Here is a 17,178-nt window from a genome sequence, read left to right on the forward strand (position 1 = left end):
TGAGAATGAAATTGATCCACCGATGGTATTCGTATGTCGTACTTTGTGAATCGAATAACAAGCGATGGCATCACAAAGGTGAAAGCGGTTTTTTATCTATTGCTTATATAAGGGAGAGGGTCTTCAAGTGGAAGCATTAGCATTAGAGCGTAAGGCAGAAATGAATCGTGAACTGAAGGAACGTATTAAGGTGTTGAAGAAAGAGCGCAATGCAATTATTTTGGCACACTATTATCAGCGTGATGAAATTCAGGAGGTAGCTGACTTTCGGGGTGATTCATTCCTGCTTGCTCAGAAGGCAGCACAGACTGATGCCGATGTTATTGTGTTCTGCGGTGTTCACTTCATGGGAGAGAGCGCGAAGATTCTGGCACCGGACAAGAAAGTCATTATTCCGGATGAAAGAGCCGGCTGTCCCATGGCTGACATGGTAAATGTGGATGGATTGCGCAAGCTGAAAGCACAGCATCCGAATGCGAAGGTGGTTACATATATAAACTCCTCGGCCGAGATTAAGGCAGAGACAGATATATGCTGTACTTCTTCCAATGCGGTTAAAGTCATTCAATCCTTGGATGCAGAAGAAATTATATGGGTTCCTGATAAAAATCTGGGCCATTATGTACAGCAGCATACAGACAAGAAGATGATCATCTGGGAAGGCTATTGCAACACTCACGACATGCTGACTGTAAAGGATGTCGTTGAAATGCGTGCCAAATATCCGAATGCGGAGTTTGTTGTTCATCCAGAATGCCGTCCAGAAGTCGTTGAGATGGGTGATTTTGTGGGAAGTACGACAGCTATTTTGGAATATTGCAGAGATTCAGAATGCAAAGAATTTATTGTAGGTACGGAAGACGGAACAGGGTATCAGCTTCGAGTGGATAGTCCGGATAAGGAATTCCACTTTGCAACGAAGTTCTTGGTCTGCCCGAATATGAAGGTGAACAATCTCAAGAAGCTGGCGAAGGCACTTGAAACCATGAAGCCTGAGATTTATGTGCCGCAGGATGTGGCCGATCGGGCTCGTTTGTCCCTTGAGCGTATGTTGCAGGTGAAATAATTCACTATGTTTTCAGCAGTCTACTTTTTATAAAGAGACAGGAGATAGCAAACGATGATTCCTTCTTACTTGGTTAATTTCGATTTGAATGAACTGCCTCGTATGGAAACCGATATTCTGATTATTGGCTCAGGCATTGCCGGACTTTACACAGCGATTGAAGCGAGCAGAGATCATCAGGTTCTTATGATTACGAAGAAAACACTCCTTGAGAGCAATACAAGGTATGCACAAGGAGGCATTGCAGCCGTTACGTCTGAGGATGACTCACCGGCCTATCATATGCAGGATACATTAACTGCAGGAGCGGGATTATGTCGCAGCGAAGCAGTGGAGGTACTCGTCAGTGAAGGGCCGGACCGGGTACAGGAGCTTATTCAGCTGGGTACGGCGTTTGATATTGAGAACGGCGCGCTTGCTTTGACACAGGAGGGCGCTCACAGTCATCGCCGGATATTACATGCCAATGGGGATGCGACAGGGTATGAAATTGTAAGGGCTCTGGCTAAAGAAGCAGCAGATCATCCGTCGATTAACGTATGGGATGAGCATTTTGTAATCGATCTAATTACAGAAGCTGGAGAGTGTATCGGCGCGCTTGTCCAGGCTGCAAATGGTCAGCGTACGTTCGTGCGAGCAGATGCCGTTGTTCTCTGTTCCGGTGGAGCAGGTCAGCTGTATCGTTATACAACGAACCCTGAGGTGGCTACGGCAGACGGTGTAGCTATGGCCTACCGGGCAGGAGCTGAGATTCGGGATATGGAGTTCATCCAGTTCCATCCGACATCATTATGTTATCCCGAGGCGCCTAGATTTTTGATCTCAGAGGCTGTACGAGGAGAAGGGGCCGTGCTGCGGAATATCCATGGGGATCGGTTCATGGAGCGCTATCATCCTCAGCTGGAGCTTGCACCAAGAGATGTCGTTGCTCGTGCCATCGTCAGCGAGATGGAAGACACTCATGCAACGCATGTCTATCTGGATATTACACATGAGACGCCAGAACTCATTAAGCGCCGTTTTCCAACGATCTATGAGACTTGTATGAGCTATGGTCTTGATATGACAGCAGACTGGATTCCTGTAGCACCAGCGGCTCATTATATGATGGGCGGTGTAAAGACCGACCTGCACGGAGAGAGCAGCATCCCTCGACTATTCGCATGCGGCGAAGTATCCTCAACCGGGGTGCATGGAGCTAACCGACTGGCGAGTAACTCCTTGTCTGAGGCGATCGTATTTGGCAAACGTATTGTGGATCGAATTAGACAGCTGCCTGACACCAAGCACCATACCTCTGTACTTCGCGTTCAGCGTGAGCTTACCGCGGGTGCTTCGGAATCTGTACATGTACGGAGGCTGGCTCTGCAGAAGGTAATGATTAGACGAGTAGGGCTGCGCCGAACCGAATCGGGATTGTTAAAGGGTAAAATCCTGCTGGAGCAGGAACGCTCTATTTTTAATACAAAGCTTGATAAGCAGGAAGAATACGAATTCGCAAATTTGCTGACTTGTGCACTGCTGGTTACAGAGGGGGCCTTATACCGCCAGGAAAGCCGTGGAGCCCATTATCGTGAGGATTATCCCGTAAGAAATGATCATCGTTGGCAGATGCATACGGTTCAGCAGCGAGATCGGGACATTGTGGAGGAAGTAAGTCATGCTTAATGGATATAATGAAGTATTGAAGGAATCAATTAAAGGGTGGCTGCAGGAGGATGTGGGTGCAGGTGACGTCACTTCCATGATGACCATCCCGGCAGGACATAAGTCCAAGGCTGTCATTCACGCCAAGGATGAAGGGATCGTTGCCGGAATTACAGTCGCTGAGCTTGTATTTCAAATTGTAGATCCTGAGCTCACGTTTAAGGCTTGCGTCCAGGATGGCGATGCAGTGACGAAGGGAACGATCCTAGCAGAAGTGGAAGGAAGCACGCACCGTCTTCTGACGGGAGAACGGCTGGCTCTGAATTTGCTGCGGAGAATGTCCGGTATTGCGACAAGAACTCGTACCTATGTGAATGCCCTGGATGGACTCAGCACAAGGCTGGTCGATACGCGGAAAACAACACCGGGTCATCGTCTGCTTGAGAAATATGCAGTCCGGGTTGGCGGCGGTCATAATCACCGGTTTGGACTGTACGATGCGGTTATGATCAAAGATAATCACATCAAGGGAGCAGGCGGGATCATAGAGGCCGTCCAACGTGCAAGAGCAGCGATCCCCCATACCATGACGATTGAGGTCGAAGTCGAGTCGCTTGAACAGCTGGACGAAGCCTTGGAAGCAGGTGCTGACATCATTATGCTGGACAATATGGACCTCATGATGATGCGTGAAGCAACTCAGCGTATCCACAGCCGGTCACCTCATGTTAAAATAGAGGCTTCGGGCAATGTTTCGCTTGCTACGATTCGTGGTATTGCTGAGACGGGAGTGGATATTATTTCAGTCGGCAGACTAACCTACTCTTTTGAAAGCCTGGATATCAGTTTAGATCTGAATGAAAAGAAAGGAGGATAATCCTCTTTGATTCTTGTCGTAGATGTAGGAAACAGCAATATTGTACTCGGTATTTACAAGAAGAAGGAGCTTCTTCACCATTTTCGCATAAGTACCTCCAGGCAGTCGACTGTAGATGAGTATGGAGTCATGATCCATAACTTGTTTCAGATGTCAGGCATCTCTGCTTCCGATATAGAAGGCGTGATTATCTCTTCTGTTGTCCCGCCGCTCGTGAATGTGCTGGAGGAGATGTGCATCAAATATGTAGGCAAAAAACCGCTGCTGGTAGGGCCGGGTATTAAGACAGGGCTTAATCTCCGTTATGAGAACCCGCGCGAGGTTGGTGCAGATCGTATCGTAAATGCCGTAGCGGCTATCGATCGTTATCAATGTCCGCTGGTTGTTGTCGATTTCGGTACAGCCACTACCTTTGATTGTATTGATGCAGAGGGCAACTATTTGGGAGGGGCCATCGTCCCGGGAATTGGAATCTCTACAGAGGCGCTATATCAGCGTGCATCCAAGCTGCCCCGGATTGAACTGGAGAAGCCCAAGAAAGTGATTGGGCGCAACACCGTTCATGCAATGCAGGCCGGAATTATATTCGGCTATGCCGGACAAGTGGATGGAATCGTGGAGCGCATCAAGGACGAGATGAAGGCTGAGCCCAAGGTCATTGCAACAGGCGGACTGGCAGAGCTGATCGCAAGTGAGACCAGAACGATCGAAGAGGTAAATCCCATGCTCACCCTGGAAGGGCTTCGAATTATATATGAAAGAAACAAGGGATAATTATACCTGTTCTCTATAAAAAGATAATGGAAGGAGGCAAGAGCTTGGCTGCCTTTATTCCATTATCTTTTTCGATTACAATAAAGAAATAACGAAGCATGATTGAATTGACGTCGTTGCATGATAAACATACAGGGCAGCCAAGAACTGGCTGCCTGTCTTGTGAGACAATGGTCATCGTCAAATCTAGATTATAGAAGTTATAGGCGTTGCAGCTTTCGGGATTTGCATAATCTGAGTCAATCTTTTTTAGGATATATCTAATATTAAGGAGGCATTTATACAGCCATGGACAACAACAAGAAGGACTATCTAGTACGTGGAACGGCATTAGGAGGACGTGTACGCGCTTTTGCGGTGAGCACAACCCAACTGGTTGAAGAGCTTCGCAGAAGACATGATACTTTTCCGGTCGTAACGGCAGCTTTGGGACGCACAGTAACTGCTGCGGCAATGATGGGTGCTATGCTCAAGGGAGAAGAGAAGCTAACAGTGCAAGTTAAGGGTGAAGGCCCTGTCGGGCAGATCGTCGCTGATGCGAATGCGAAGGGAGAGGTTCGCGGCTACGTAAATGAACCTCATATTCACTTGCCGAGCAACAGTATGGGCAAACTCGATGTGGCCGGAGCGGTCGGTACTACAGGCTACATTCATGTAATCAAGGATCTTGGTTTGAAGGAGCCTTACCGGGGGAGTATCCCGATTGTTTCCGGCGAGCTTGCTGAAGACTTTACGTATTATTTCGCAACTTCAGAGCAAACGCCGTCTGCAGTGGGTCTGGGTGTGCTTGTTGATACAGATAACTCGGTCATTGTTGCGGGCGGTTTTATTATCCAGCTGCTGCCGGGGTTAAACGATACCGAGATCACAGAGATTGAGAATTCCCTTGGTTCGCTGCCTCCTGTAACCACTCTGCTTGAGCAGGGACTAGAAGTAGAGGATATGCTGCGCCGGATCTTACCGGATGTGGAAATTCGGGATCAAATGGATATTGAGTTCAAATGTCAGTGCTCTCGTGAGCGCGTTGAGCAGACACTGATTTCCTTGGGAGAAGAAGAACTGACAAACTTGATCGAGGAAGGCAAGGCAGAGGTTGTATGTCACTTCTGCAATGAAGCTTATCAATTTGAGAAAGAGGACCTGGAAGCAATACTTGAGCAAGCCAAAAGCTAATCCATTATGGGGTAGATGAGATGGGATGAGGAAACAGGAAAAAGGACTGTGGGTAACCGTTGTTGTCTTGACCGCTTCAGTTGTAATGATGGGTACTTTCATCCTTCAGGGATTGAACACGGCTTCTGACGAAGCCGATTCTCAGACGCAGGATCAGGAGGAGACTGTAGCCCGGATTGCCGGACAGGATGTTTCAGAGGAAGAATGGGTGAACTTGCTCAAGGCAAGATACGGGAAGAACATGCTTACTGAGATGCTGAATCGTCGTGCGGTGTTGGAAGAAGCCAAGGAGAAGGGTTTAACGATAACCGAAGCAGAGGTCGAGGCTGAACTGGAGGAGACGATGGAAGGCTACACCTCAGAGGAAGCTTACTACAAGGAGATGTTCACTCAATTCGGTCTTAGTATAGATGACCTGAAGGCAGAGGCTACCTATCACATTCTGCTCGAGAAAATCGCTACTGCTGGTATCGAAGTCAGTGAAACAGAAGTTGAGCAGTACTATGAAGAGCATTTGGACAGCTATACCCCAAGCAGACAGCTCGACCTCTCCATGGTTCAAGTGAATGATGCAGAGACTGCGGAGCAGGTCATGTCACGACTGGAGCAGGGAGAGAGCTTTGAAGCGCTGGCTCAGGAGCTGTCGACGGATGAATACAGCAAGGATACGAATGGCAGGCTTGGACTGATTGATGAGGATGATCCATTTCAGCCTGAGGCGATGATGGAGGTTGCCAGGGAACTTGACATTGGTGAGGCTGCCGGTCCTATTCTCATAGATGACGCTTATATTATTATCCGGCTTAACGATATTAACGAAGAGAACGCGATGACTCGTGAGCAGGCAATGGAGGATATTCGGCGGATGCTCGCGCTTAATGAAGCAGGGCCGCTCTCTGAAGTGGAGAAGTCGCTTCGGGATAAACATGGAGCTGAGATTCTGGTAGAGCTGGATAAGGCATCCTAGTCTAGGCTTAGTTTAGTAAAGACACTAATCTGGTTATAAAATACATTGACAACCGGCTAAAGGCCCAAGTCAAAGTATTTTTTTTGAGCAATATTGACAAGTGCAGCTAAGGTTGATAAGATTAACTTTGAAATACCTACTGATTTACTCGGAATATAAATGATTTTTATCAATCTTGTATGAATTCTTTATAAATTCAGACTCATGACACGCTATTTAAGGTTAACCTTGTACTAAAGCGTGCCTGCCCGAATGAATTTAACAACCAAGAAGCAGCAGCATTTTTTCATATTTCATCTATCTCAAGGAGGTCAATTATCATGGCTAAAGTTGTTAACAACGTTACTGAACTGATCGGAGACACACCCCTTGTGCGTCTAAATCGCGTCGTGCCTGAGGGAAGCGCAGAAATTTATGTTAAGCTCGAGTACCAGAACCCAGGTGCCAGCGTTAAAGACCGTATCGCCATCAGCATGGTAGAAGAGGCTGAGAAGCAAGGGCGCATTAAACCAGGTGATGCTATTGTTGAAGCAACAAGCGGTAACACAGGTATTGGCCTCGCAATGGTAGCAGCAGCAAAAGGCTACCGTGTTATTATTGTTATGCCTGAAACAATGAGCTTGGAGCGCCGCAATCTGCTTCGCGCATATGGTGCAGAGCTTGTACTGACACCAGGGTCAGAAGGAATGAACGGTGCTGTTAAGAAAGCAGAAGAGATCGTTCAAGAGAATCCGAACTACTTCATGGCAGAACAGTTCAAGAACCAAGCGAACGTGAAGATTCACCGTGAAACGACAGGACCTGAGATTGTGGAAGCCATTGGCTCCATCGGCGGAACACTGGACGCATTCGTTGCAGGAATTGGTACTGGCGGAACGATTACAGGTGCTGGCGAAGTGCTGAAGCAAGAGTACCCGGACATCAAGATCGTAGCTGTTGAGCCTGCAGCATCTCCAATTCTTGCTGGAGGAACGCCTGGACCTCACAAGATTCAAGGAATTGGTGCTAACTTTATTCCAGAAATTTTGAATCGGGACATCTATGATGAAATCGTTCATATTGAGAACGATGATGCCTTTGAAACGGCACGCCAAGTAGCTAAAGAAGAGGGTATTCTTGCGGGAATCTCCTCTGGTGCAGCCATTCGCGCAGCTCTTCAAGTAGCTAAGCAGCTTGGAGCTGGCAAGCGTGTGGTTGCCATCGTACCAAGTAATGGTGAGCGTTACTTGAGCACACCGCTGTACAACTTCGAAGGCTAATCGTAATCCGAACTTTGAATCATGCAACTTTACTCACTTCTTAGGTCATCCTAAGAGATGAGGCAGACTGTAGACAAACTGCTTAATTGAGTTTGCCTGCAGTCTTTTTTTATTTCCATCCTCTTTATGGATGCTCTGAAATTTAAGAATGGTGCAATGCGGCTCTTTCCAAAAAGCAGCACGCTCTAGTATACTTACAAACAATAGATCAGGCGGCTGGGGGATATAGATTTACATGAATAAAGTAATAACGACATATGAACACTGGCAGGCCTGGAGCAAGGGCGATTGGACTATACTTCCTTATGTTATCTGCAAGCCATTTCCTGGAGACGACAGAGTTGGCTCATGGAAGCCCGCTTGGGAACAGGCTTCTCCATATGCTTTTGTATTAGAGAGCGGCAAAGACGGAAGGTATACGTATCTGGGCCTTAATCCTGTATCTGTTATTACAGGCAAGGGGAATAGGGCACAGACAGAGGAGCTTACGGATACAGCCGAAGCAGAGCTGTCTAAACCTCTGGAGGGAGATCCTCTGTCCATACTTGAGGAGTGGCTGAGTCCTTATACTGCTCCGCGTGTTGAAGGGATACCGCCTTTCTCTGGTGGCATTGTCGGCTACTTGAGTTATGACATAGCTCGCTCGCTTGAGAAGCTGCCTGTAGTAGCGAAGGACGATCCCGAGCTCCCTGATTATATGTGGATGCGGTTTGATGAAGTGTGGATGATCGATCACGAGAGCAAGATGCTCTTCAGTGCCGTTTATGTACTTAAACAGGCGGAGCTTTCTCTTGAAGAGCAATTTCAACAAGCCGAACTCCAGGCTGAACGAATGATGGTAAGAGCTGAGAAGATAATTGAAGCGGCAAGTGGCTTAAAATACAGGACTGAGCTGGAGCAGCGGTTAGATCGGATGAAGCTGGCGTCGCAGCAGGGAGATGCATCTATTGACGTTACGACAGACTGGGAGTCCTCCTTTGCCCAGGAGGCATTCGAGCAGGCGGTACGCAAAGTCCAGGATTATATCAGTCAAGGCGATGTATTTCAGGTGAATCTGTCTCTACGTCAGCAAAAGGAGCTTCACACCTCCCCGGAGGATGTATATGAGTGGCTGCGTGTGCTTAATCCATCTCCGTATATGGGGTATGTACGTACTCCAGAATTCGAGCTGGTGAGCGGTTCTCCGGAGCTCCTAGTCAAGCTTGATCATGGACAAGTGGTAGCAAGGCCGATTGCAGGCACGAGACGAAGAGGAAAGACACCCGAAGAAGATGAGCAGATGGCAAACGAGCTGCTGCATACCGAGAAGGAGCGGGCCGAGCATATCATGCTTGTTGACTTAGAAAGAAACGATATCGGACGTGTTGCGCAGTACGGTTCGGTAAGGGTCCCTGAATTAATGACGATTGAGTATTACTCCCATGTCATGCATCTCGTATCTCAAGTCGAAGGAACGATTGCGGACGGGAAAAATGCCTTCGATGTCATTGCAGCCGCCTTTCCAGGAGGAACGATTACCGGCGCTCCCAAGGTTCGAACGATGGAGATCATAGAGGAGCTGGAGCCTGTCAGACGAGGGCCCTATACTGGTTCGATCGGCTGGATTGGCTACCATGGAGATATGGAGCTGAACATCGTTATCAGGACCTTGACGGTAAGAGATGGGATAGGTTACATTCAGGCCGGGGCAGGAATTGTGATTGATTCCGATCCTTATCGGGAGTACCGGGAATCGAAGAACAAAGCACGCGCCGTGATGAAAGCTGTACAATACAGTGAAGAAGCTGGATCTATGCATACGAGTTAAAAGCATAGGTGCAAACAGTCACACCTATAGGAACATACACACTAATGTGATGTACCGTTTCTAACGTGAGTCGCATTTGCTCTACAAGTGCTTAGTTGAGAAGAGATTAGAGGAGGTTACTTAGATTATGATTCTAGTTATTGATAATTACGATTCTTTTACGTATAACCTCGTACAGTATTTAGGTGAGCTAGGTGAGGAAATTGAGGTTCGTCGTAATGACGAGATAGACCTGGAAGGAATTGAGGCGCTTGCGCCTGATCATATATTGATCTCGCCCGGACCCTGCACGCCGAATGAGGCGGGAATCAGTTTGGAAGTGCTGACACACTTTAAAGGAAAAATTCCGATCTTTGGCGTATGTCTCGGTCATCAGGCGATTGGTCAAGCGTTTGGCGGGAACGTCATTAGAGCAGAGAGACTCATGCATGGCAAAACGTCTCCAATTCTTCATGGTGGACAATCGGTATTTGAAGGCCTGCCGGTACCATTCACGGCAACGAGATATCACTCCCTCCTGGTGGAGCGTGAGAGCCTGCCAGACTGCTTGGAGATCACAGCAGAGACAGAAGAGGGCGAGATCATGGGTCTAAGACATAAAGAGTATCCCATTGAAGGTGTCCAGTTCCATCCTGAATCCATCGTTACGGATTATGGGCATCAGATGCTGCGTAATTTCCTGAAGATAAAGAAGCAGGCTTAAGATGAAATATACAATGGTGAACGGTCAGTTGACCGAATTGAAACAAGCCGCGATCCCTGTAATGGATCACGGCTTCTTGTATGGCATCGGCTTGTTCGAGACCTTTCGTACGTATCAAGGCAAGCCCTCTATCTTGAGGCGGCATATGGAACGAATGGCTGCAGGCTGTGCTGAGCTGGGCATACCTTTTGCAGCAGATTCAGAAGAGCTTGAGCGATGGATTGTTAGACTGCTGGCTGCGAATGGGCTGGAGGAAGCTTATATTCGGTATACAGTATCTGCAGGAGAGGAGCTGCTCGGACTCCCAGCTGGCAATTATTCTGAGCCGAATCATATTGTATTTGCCAAACCCTTGCCTGCCATGTCTGATGAATGGTATGAGAAGGGCAAGGCGCTTCAGCTGCTGCGAACGAGACGAAATACCCCAGAGGGGCTTGTTCGATTTAAATCGCTGCATTACATGAATAATATTCTAGCGAAGCGGGAGCTTATGCAGTATGCACAGGCTGTTCAGCGGCAAGCTGAGGGATTAATGCTGACACCGGAGGGATATTTGGCCGAAGGCATGGTCAGCAATCTCTTTTTTGTGAAGGATGGGATGGTGTTCACGCCAGAATTATCGACAGGCATCCTGCCGGGTATAACAAGAGAAGTTGTGCTTGAAGTGTGTAAAGAACAGCAGATCCCAGCTGCTGAGGGCCTATATACCTGGGAGGCGCTGAGGGATGCAGACGAAATTTTTATGACCAGCTCTATTCAGGAATTAGTTCCAATCACTACAATTCTGGACGTGCCGACAGGCGAGGACTCTGCGGTGGAGATATCACAAGGACGAATGGGTCCGATTACGAGAGAGCTGTTACATCTATATCGAATAAAGGCAGGTCGGAGAGATGCTACAACCTAGAATTTATAAGCGTACTTATCAAAAGGGTGAAATGACGCTTACCCTTGGTGAAAGAACACTCATTATGGGCATAGTTAATGTAACGCCGGATTCCTTCTCCGATGGCGGTCAGTTCTACGACGTAGAACGAGCGGTAACCCATGCACTGGAGCTGTATGAGCAGGGAGCAGACATGATAGACATCGGCGGTGAATCTACACGTCCGGGTCATACGGTGATCAGCGATGAGGAGGAAATTACGCGGGTTGTGCCTGTAATTAAGGCGATCTCAGAGCGTGCACCTCACATTCCCATTTCCATTGATACATACAAGTCAGAGGTGGCACGGGCTGCATTAGAAGCAGGCGCACATATCATTAATGATATTTGGGGCTGCAAGGCGGATCCGCATATGGCGGAGCTGGCTAAGGAAAAGGCATGTCCTATCATTTTAATGCATAACCGGGACAACACGGATTACAGTGATTTTGTAAGTGACGCCCTACGAGATGTGCAGGAGAGCATTGATTTGGCGTTGGCAGCCGGAGTAGATAAGAACCATATCATTTTGGATCCTGGAATTGGTTTTGCCAAATCGTACGAACAAAATCTGCTCATGATGGCGTCCCTTGGCGACCTGGCGAACCTAGGTTATCCGGTATTGCTTGCAACCTCACGCAAAAGATTTATCCGCAATACCTTGAACCTCCCTGTAGACGATCTGGTGGAGGGAACAGCTGCGACAGTTGCCTTCGGTATTGCCCAAGGCTCGCAAATGGTGCGTGTGCATGATGTAGCCAAGATCAAACGGACGGTCGATATGTGTGACGCTATGCTGTATCAAACGTTGAAGGAGATGAAGTAATGGATAAAATGAAGCTGCACCGGATGGAGTATTTCGGATATCATGGAGTTTTTGAAGAAGAGCGTAAGCTGGGTCAGCGCTTCTATATTGATCTTGAGCTGGATCTTGATCTGCAGGAGGCAGGAAGCACGGATGATCTGAACAAAACGATCAACTATGCGGAGATCCATGCACAGGTGAAGGATATTGTTGAGAATCAGTCGTTCCAATTAATTGAAGCTTTAGGCGAAAATATTGCATCTTCGCTCCTTGCGACTTATACTAATGTCAATGCGCTTATTGTCAAAGTAACGAAGCCGCATCCTCCATTTGACATTCATTTTGGAGGAGTCACTATAGAACTTCATCGCACTAGGAAAGTGGGATAACGATTCATGAACGCACACCAGACCTCTGATCCGTCAGAGGCTTATATTGCTTTAGGGGCTAATTTGGGCGATCGGGAAGCTACTCTGCTGTCTGCCATTCAGCTGCTGCATGAGCAGGATCATGTGAAGGTGCTCAGATGCTCCGATCTATACGAGACAGAACCTGTCGGGTACGTGGACCAGCCTTCCTTTATTAATATGGCGATTGCTGTAGAGACCTCACTGTCACCGGACGAGCTGCTTGTCCTCATGCTGGATATTGAGCACCGTCTTGGGAGAGTCCGGGATATCAGATGGGGACCGAGAACTGTGGATCTTGATCTGTTGTGGTATGAAGGCACAGAGATGAATACGGAGCAGCTCGTACTGCCGCATCCAAGGATGGCGGAGCGTGCTTTTGTGCTGGTACCTTTGTCAGATGTAGTGAGCACGAAGTCAGGTCCTATATATACTTTTGTACAAACAGCTCTTGAGAGTCTGGATGAAAGGGATGGAATACAACGGTGGAAAACATGCACCTGGCCAGACGCATCCGCGCTTTCCGAAAGTTAAAAGGCTTTACACAGCAAACTTTAGCAGAACAATCAGGGATTTCTCTCGCGATGCTGGGGATGTTCGAACGGGGCACCCGGAAGCCAACGGATGAACAGCTTGCAGTCATTGCTGAAGCGCTCGAAATTACGATTGCGGAGCTTCAGAGGTAGCCATCCTTTTTTTGAATAAATTAACGTAATGGATGTTTCAAAATCAATAAATATAACCATTCTAGAACAATAGGAAGAAAGGGGGGGTTCGTTTCATGCTGAAAATAGCAGATATTGAAATGAAGAACCAGGTTGTGCTTGCGCCGATGGCTGGAGTAAGTAACCCGGCGTTTCGTTTGATTGCCAAAGAATTTGGCGCAGGGCTCGTATGTGCGGAGATGGTTAGTGACAAAGGAATACTGAACGGAAACAAGCGTACACGGGAAATGCTTTTTGTTGATGAACGGGAAAAGCCGCTTAGCCTGCAGATTTTTGGTGGAGACCGTGATTCGTTAGTCGGTGCAGCGAAGATTGTTGATCAAGAAACAAATGCTGACATTATCGACATCAATATGGGCTGTCCTGCTCCAAAAATCAACAAAAGTGATGCGGGAGCTAAATGGCTGCTCGATCCAAATAAGATCTATGAGATGGTATCTGCCGTTGTAGATGCTGTCGCGAAGCCGGTAACGGTTAAAATGCGGATCGGCTGGGATCATGATCATGTATATGCTGTGGAGAATGCGCGTGCTGTGGAGAGCGCGGGAGGCAAAGCCATTGCGCTGCACGGCAGAACGAGAGAGCAGTTGTATACCGGATATGCAGACTGGGACATTATAAAGGAAGTTAAGGAATCGGTATCCATTCCGATTATTGGCAACGGAGATATCTCCTCACCTGAAGAGGCCAAGCGCAGACTGGAGGAATCTGGCGTTGATGGCGTCATGATCGGCCGTGCTGCACTCGGGAACCCCTGGATGCTGTACCGGACGATTGAATATCTGGAGAAAGGCATTCTTCCTCCCGATCCTGATCCGGAGGAGAAGATCCGTATTGCTATTTTGCATATGGACCGCCTTATAGCGCTCAAAGGAGAACATGTGGCTGTCCGCGAGATGCGCAAGCATCTGTCCTGGTACCTGAAGGGGCTGAAAGGCTCTGCTCGCATTAAAGATGCGATTATGGAAGGGACAAAGCGTGACGAAATGGTATCCGTTTTGACGAATTTCCTCGAGCAGCTGCCTCAAAACGACGAGAATGAGAAGGCCATCGAGGCAGAAGTGGTCAATGCAGACTGTGCTTGTTAAACAATTCTTAATTTTTATGTTTGTTTCCAACAATCTCTAAGGGGCGACATTGACTTTTGAATACCGTTAACCTATAATTTTTTGGTATAAATTCGGCAAGAAGCTTTTTAATGAAACTTTACATCAAGAGAACAAGGTGTTCTGTTTTCTGAAGATTTGCATATTGTTTTTACAGGTAATTGAAATGGTTTTACATTATTCCCATGACAGGAGAATCGGTTGAGATGAGCGATAAAGAAGTCATTCTTACACAGGAAGGGCTCAAGAAGCTGGAAGATGAACTTGAGAACCTCAAATCCGTTAAGCGCCGCGAAGTTGCCGAACGGATCAAAGTAGCAATCGGATACGGCGACATTAGCGAGAACTCCGAGTACGAAGATGCCAAGAATGAACAAGCCTTCATCGAGGGCCGTGTTATTACTTTGGAGAAAATGCTTCGTAATGCACGTATTATCAACAGTGACGAAATCGACACAGATACGGTAGGTATTGGAGCAACCGTTTCGGTTGAAGATCTCGAATTCGGTGATGTTGTTGAATATACGATTGTCGGAACAGCGGAATCCAACCCGCTGCAGAATAAAATCTCGAATGAAAGTCCGGTGGGCAAGGCGATCCTTGGCAAGAAAAAAGGAACCGTTGTTGATGTTAACGTCCCAGCGGGCGTCATCCAGTATAAAATCGTGGATATCAAGAAGTAATACCATGTTTTCGGGATAAGGATTAGAAGCTTCCCTTGGGGAAGCTTTTTTTCAGTATCGGCGTGCGTTTCCTATAAACGCATACATATCATTTAAGGGAGTTGAGCAAGGCAATGACGGATGAAACAATGAACCCGGAAGTAGAATTGAGCGAGCTTCTTCAGATTAGACGTGCCAAATTGGACGAGCTTCGTGGACTGGGTATCGATCCATTTGGCAAGAAATATGTTCGCAACAGCGAAGCAGGAGCCATTCTGGGTCAATATAATGATCTTACAAAAGAAGAGCTGGATGAGAAAAACGTAGAAGTAACGGTGGCAGGCCGGATTATGGCCAAACGGACGATGGGTAAAGCGAGCTTTGCGCATATTCAGGACTTGAGCGGACGTATTCAAATCTATGTGCGTAAGGACACGGTTTCCGAGACGCAGTGGGATGCATTCACCATCCTTGATCTTGGCGATATTATTGGTGTCAAAGGCGTAGTCTTCAAGACCAAAACAGGTGAGACGTCAATTAAAGTTACAGAGCTTGATGTGCTCTCGAAGTCGCTATATCCGCTTCCAGACAAATATCAAGGTCTTAAAGATGTAGAGCTGCGCTATCGCCAGCGTTATGTAGACCTCATTATGAATCAGGATGTACAGCAAACGTTCATTACACGTTCAAGAATCATTCAATCCATGCGTCGTTACCTGGATTCTCTTGGATACTTGGAAGTGGAAACGCCGACCCTTCATGCCATCGCAGGCGGAGCGGCAGCGCGTCCGTTCATCACGCATCATAATGCCTTGGATATGGAGCTCTATATGCGTATCGCAATTGAGCTTCATTTGAAACGACTCATTGTGGGTGGTATGGAGAAAGTATACGAGATCGGCCGTGTTTATCGGAATGAAGGCGTGTCGACCCGTCACAACCCAGAGTTCACAATGATTGAGCTGTATGAAGCTTATGCTGATTATCAGGATATCATGGAGCTTACAGAGAACATGATCGCACATATTGCCCAAGAAGTACTGGGTACGCAAGTGATCAACTATCAAGGACATGAAGTAGACCTTACTCCAAAATGGCGCCGTGTATCCATGGTGGATGCCGTTAAGGAAGTGAAGGGAGTAGACTTCAGTGTGCAAATGACGAATGAAGAAGCGCATCAGCTGGCAAAAGAGCATAAGGTTCCGGTAGAGCCTCACATGACATTTGGCCATATTCTTAATGCCTTCTTTGAGGAGTTTGTTGAGGAAACGTTGATTCAGCCCACATTTGTATACGGACATCCTGTAGAGATCTCGCCACTTGCGAAGAAGAACGAAGAGGATCCGCGCTTTACGGATCGCTTCGAGCTGTTTATCGTAGCGCGTGAGCATGCGAATGCCTTCAGCGAGCTGAATGATCCGATTGATCAGCGTCAGCGCTTTGAAGCACAGCTTCTAGAGAAAGAACAGGGTAACGATGAAGCACACGAGATGGATGATGACTTTATCCGCGCACTGGAGTATGGTATGCCGCCTACAGGGGGACTGGGTATCGGTATTGACCGCCTTGTTATGCTGCTGGCGAATGCACCGTCTATACGGGACGTACTGCTCTTCCCGCATATGCGTCCGCGTGCATTGGATTAATCGAACGTAGCGTGAGCTGTAGTTACTGCTTGATCGCAGCAACGGAGAATTGTTATTTTAATGAAGTACAACAGTCAGAGGAACAACCGAGCGAATACAGCTTCAGTTGTTCCTCTTTTATTAAGTCATGAATGCATGCTGCAACAAGAAAGGCGAGATCCGTTTTGAAAAAGACAGGGATAACTAAAAAATTTGCTTCCCCGCCATTCATACTCGTTGCCGGGATTCTTGCGATCATAGCCGTAGGCACGGTTCTGTTAATGCTGCCTATCGCCAATGAGAACGGGCAAGTCCTCAATTTCGTGGATGCCCTATTTACAGCGACATCTGCGGCCTGTGTAACGGGTCTTATTGTTGTGGATGTGGGGTCCACCTTCACCTTATTCGGCGAGATCGTCATTATGGTGCTGATGCAGCTTGGCGGTTTGGGCTTTATGACCATTGCCACACTGATTGCCCTTCTATTCGGCCGCAGATTGTCTTTAAAAGACCGATTGCTTCTGAAAGAAGCGATTAATGCAGATACGATGGAAGGAGTCGTGCGTATTATACGCAAAGTGCTGATCTTCTCCTTCTCCATTGAAGGTATTGCTGCAATCATTTTCACGATTCGTTGGGCAGTAGAGATG

At 47.5% G+C, this 17,178-nt stretch carries 18 protein-coding genes (1 of these 18 cut by a window edge); all 18 read left to right on the forward strand.

The window, feature by feature from the left end:
• Positions 1-127: 127 nt before the first annotated feature.
• Complete coding sequence (nadA, locus tag PUW25_RS00290) at positions 128-1,066, forward strand: quinolinate synthase NadA (RefSeq protein ID WP_047914141.1); 939 nt, start codon at positions 128-130, stop codon at positions 1,064-1,066.
• A gap of 54 nt (positions 1,067-1,120) precedes the next feature.
• Positions 1,121-2,734 carry an L-aspartate oxidase gene (gene nadB, locus PUW25_RS00295; RefSeq protein WP_274337857.1) on the forward strand — a complete coding sequence of 538 codons (1,614 nt, stop codon included), beginning with the start codon at positions 1,121-1,123 and terminating at the stop codon, positions 2,732-2,734.
• Positions 2,727-3,590 carry a carboxylating nicotinate-nucleotide diphosphorylase gene (nadC, locus tag PUW25_RS00300; RefSeq protein WP_274337858.1) on the forward strand — a complete coding sequence of 288 codons (864 nt, stop codon included), beginning with the start codon at positions 2,727-2,729 and terminating at the stop codon, positions 3,588-3,590. Before nadB ends, nadC begins: the two co-directional genes overlap by 8 nt.
• Positions 3,591-3,596: 6 nt before the next feature.
• Positions 3,597-4,364, forward strand: a complete 768-nt coding sequence (locus PUW25_RS00305) for a type III pantothenate kinase (protein ID WP_076315630.1) — start codon at positions 3,597-3,599, stop codon at positions 4,362-4,364.
• 288 nt (positions 4,365-4,652) lie between these two features.
• The gene (gene hslO / locus PUW25_RS00310) at positions 4,653-5,537 is read left to right on the forward strand and encodes an Hsp33 family molecular chaperone HslO (RefSeq protein ID WP_274337859.1); all 885 of its coding nucleotides are present in this window, start codon (positions 4,653-4,655) and stop codon (positions 5,535-5,537) included.
• 25 nt (positions 5,538-5,562) lie between these two features.
• Complete coding sequence (locus PUW25_RS00315) at positions 5,563-6,504, forward strand: peptidyl-prolyl cis-trans isomerase (protein WP_274337860.1); 942 nt, start codon at positions 5,563-5,565, stop codon at positions 6,502-6,504.
• Positions 6,505-6,824: 320 nt separating this feature from the next.
• A complete protein-coding gene (gene cysK, locus PUW25_RS00320) occupies positions 6,825-7,763 on the forward strand; it encodes a cysteine synthase A (protein WP_047914135.1) in 939 nt (312 codons plus the stop codon).
• 235 nt (positions 7,764-7,998) lie between these two features.
• On the forward strand, positions 7,999-9,570 hold the full coding sequence (locus PUW25_RS00325) for an anthranilate synthase component I family protein (RefSeq protein WP_274337861.1): 1,572 nt from the start codon (positions 7,999-8,001) through the stop codon (positions 9,568-9,570).
• A gap of 127 nt (positions 9,571-9,697) precedes the next feature.
• Positions 9,698-10,273 (forward strand): aminodeoxychorismate/anthranilate synthase component II, encoded by a 576-nt coding sequence (gene pabA / locus PUW25_RS00330; protein WP_047914133.1) that lies wholly within the window; start codon positions 9,698-9,700, stop codon positions 10,271-10,273.
• A gap of 1 nt (position 10,274) precedes the next feature.
• Entirely contained in the window at positions 10,275-11,180 is a 906-nt protein-coding gene (locus tag PUW25_RS00335; protein ID WP_047914132.1) for an aminotransferase class IV, read from the forward strand.
• The gene (gene folP, locus PUW25_RS00340; RefSeq protein WP_274337862.1) at positions 11,167-12,024 is read left to right on the forward strand and encodes a dihydropteroate synthase; all 858 of its coding nucleotides are present in this window, start codon (positions 11,167-11,169) and stop codon (positions 12,022-12,024) included. Before PUW25_RS00335 ends, folP begins: the two co-directional genes overlap by 14 nt.
• On the forward strand, positions 12,024-12,392 hold the full coding sequence (folB, locus tag PUW25_RS00345; RefSeq protein WP_047914130.1) for a dihydroneopterin aldolase: 369 nt from the start codon (positions 12,024-12,026) through the stop codon (positions 12,390-12,392). The genes folP and folB overlap by 1 nt, the downstream gene beginning before the upstream one ends.
• A 6-nt stretch (positions 12,393-12,398) precedes the next feature.
• Complete coding sequence (gene folK, locus PUW25_RS00350; RefSeq protein ID WP_047914129.1) at positions 12,399-12,944, forward strand: 2-amino-4-hydroxy-6-hydroxymethyldihydropteridine diphosphokinase; 546 nt, start codon at positions 12,399-12,401, stop codon at positions 12,942-12,944.
• Entirely contained in the window at positions 12,905-13,096 is a 192-nt protein-coding gene (locus tag PUW25_RS00355) for a helix-turn-helix domain-containing protein (RefSeq protein WP_337999941.1), read from the forward strand. The genes folK and PUW25_RS00355 overlap by 40 nt, the downstream gene beginning before the upstream one ends.
• 95 nt (positions 13,097-13,191) lie before the next feature.
• Complete coding sequence (gene dusB, locus PUW25_RS00360; RefSeq protein ID WP_047914128.1) at positions 13,192-14,223, forward strand: tRNA dihydrouridine synthase DusB; 1,032 nt, start codon at positions 13,192-13,194, stop codon at positions 14,221-14,223.
• A gap of 224 nt (positions 14,224-14,447) precedes the next feature.
• Positions 14,448-14,924: a transcription elongation factor GreA gene (greA, locus tag PUW25_RS00365; RefSeq protein ID WP_047914127.1), complete on the forward strand. Its 477-nt coding sequence runs from the start codon at positions 14,448-14,450 to the stop codon at positions 14,922-14,924.
• A 113-nt stretch (positions 14,925-15,037) separates the two neighbouring features.
• Entirely contained in the window at positions 15,038-16,549 is a 1,512-nt protein-coding gene (gene lysS / locus PUW25_RS00370) for a lysine--tRNA ligase (RefSeq protein WP_047914126.1), read from the forward strand.
• A 164-nt stretch (positions 16,550-16,713) separates the two neighbouring features.
• A protein-coding gene (locus PUW25_RS00375; RefSeq protein ID WP_047914125.1) for a TrkH family potassium uptake protein crosses the window boundary here: on the forward strand, positions 16,714-17,178 show its start. It continues 873 nt past the right edge of the window; the window shows 465 of its 1,338 coding nt (coding positions 1-465); its start codon is at positions 16,714-16,716; the stop codon falls past the right edge of the window.

Origin of the sequence: Paenibacillus urinalis (genome assembly GCF_028747985.1) — a bacterium.
GTDB classification, from domain to species: domain Bacteria; phylum Bacillota; class Bacilli; order Paenibacillales; family Paenibacillaceae; genus Paenibacillus; species Paenibacillus urinalis.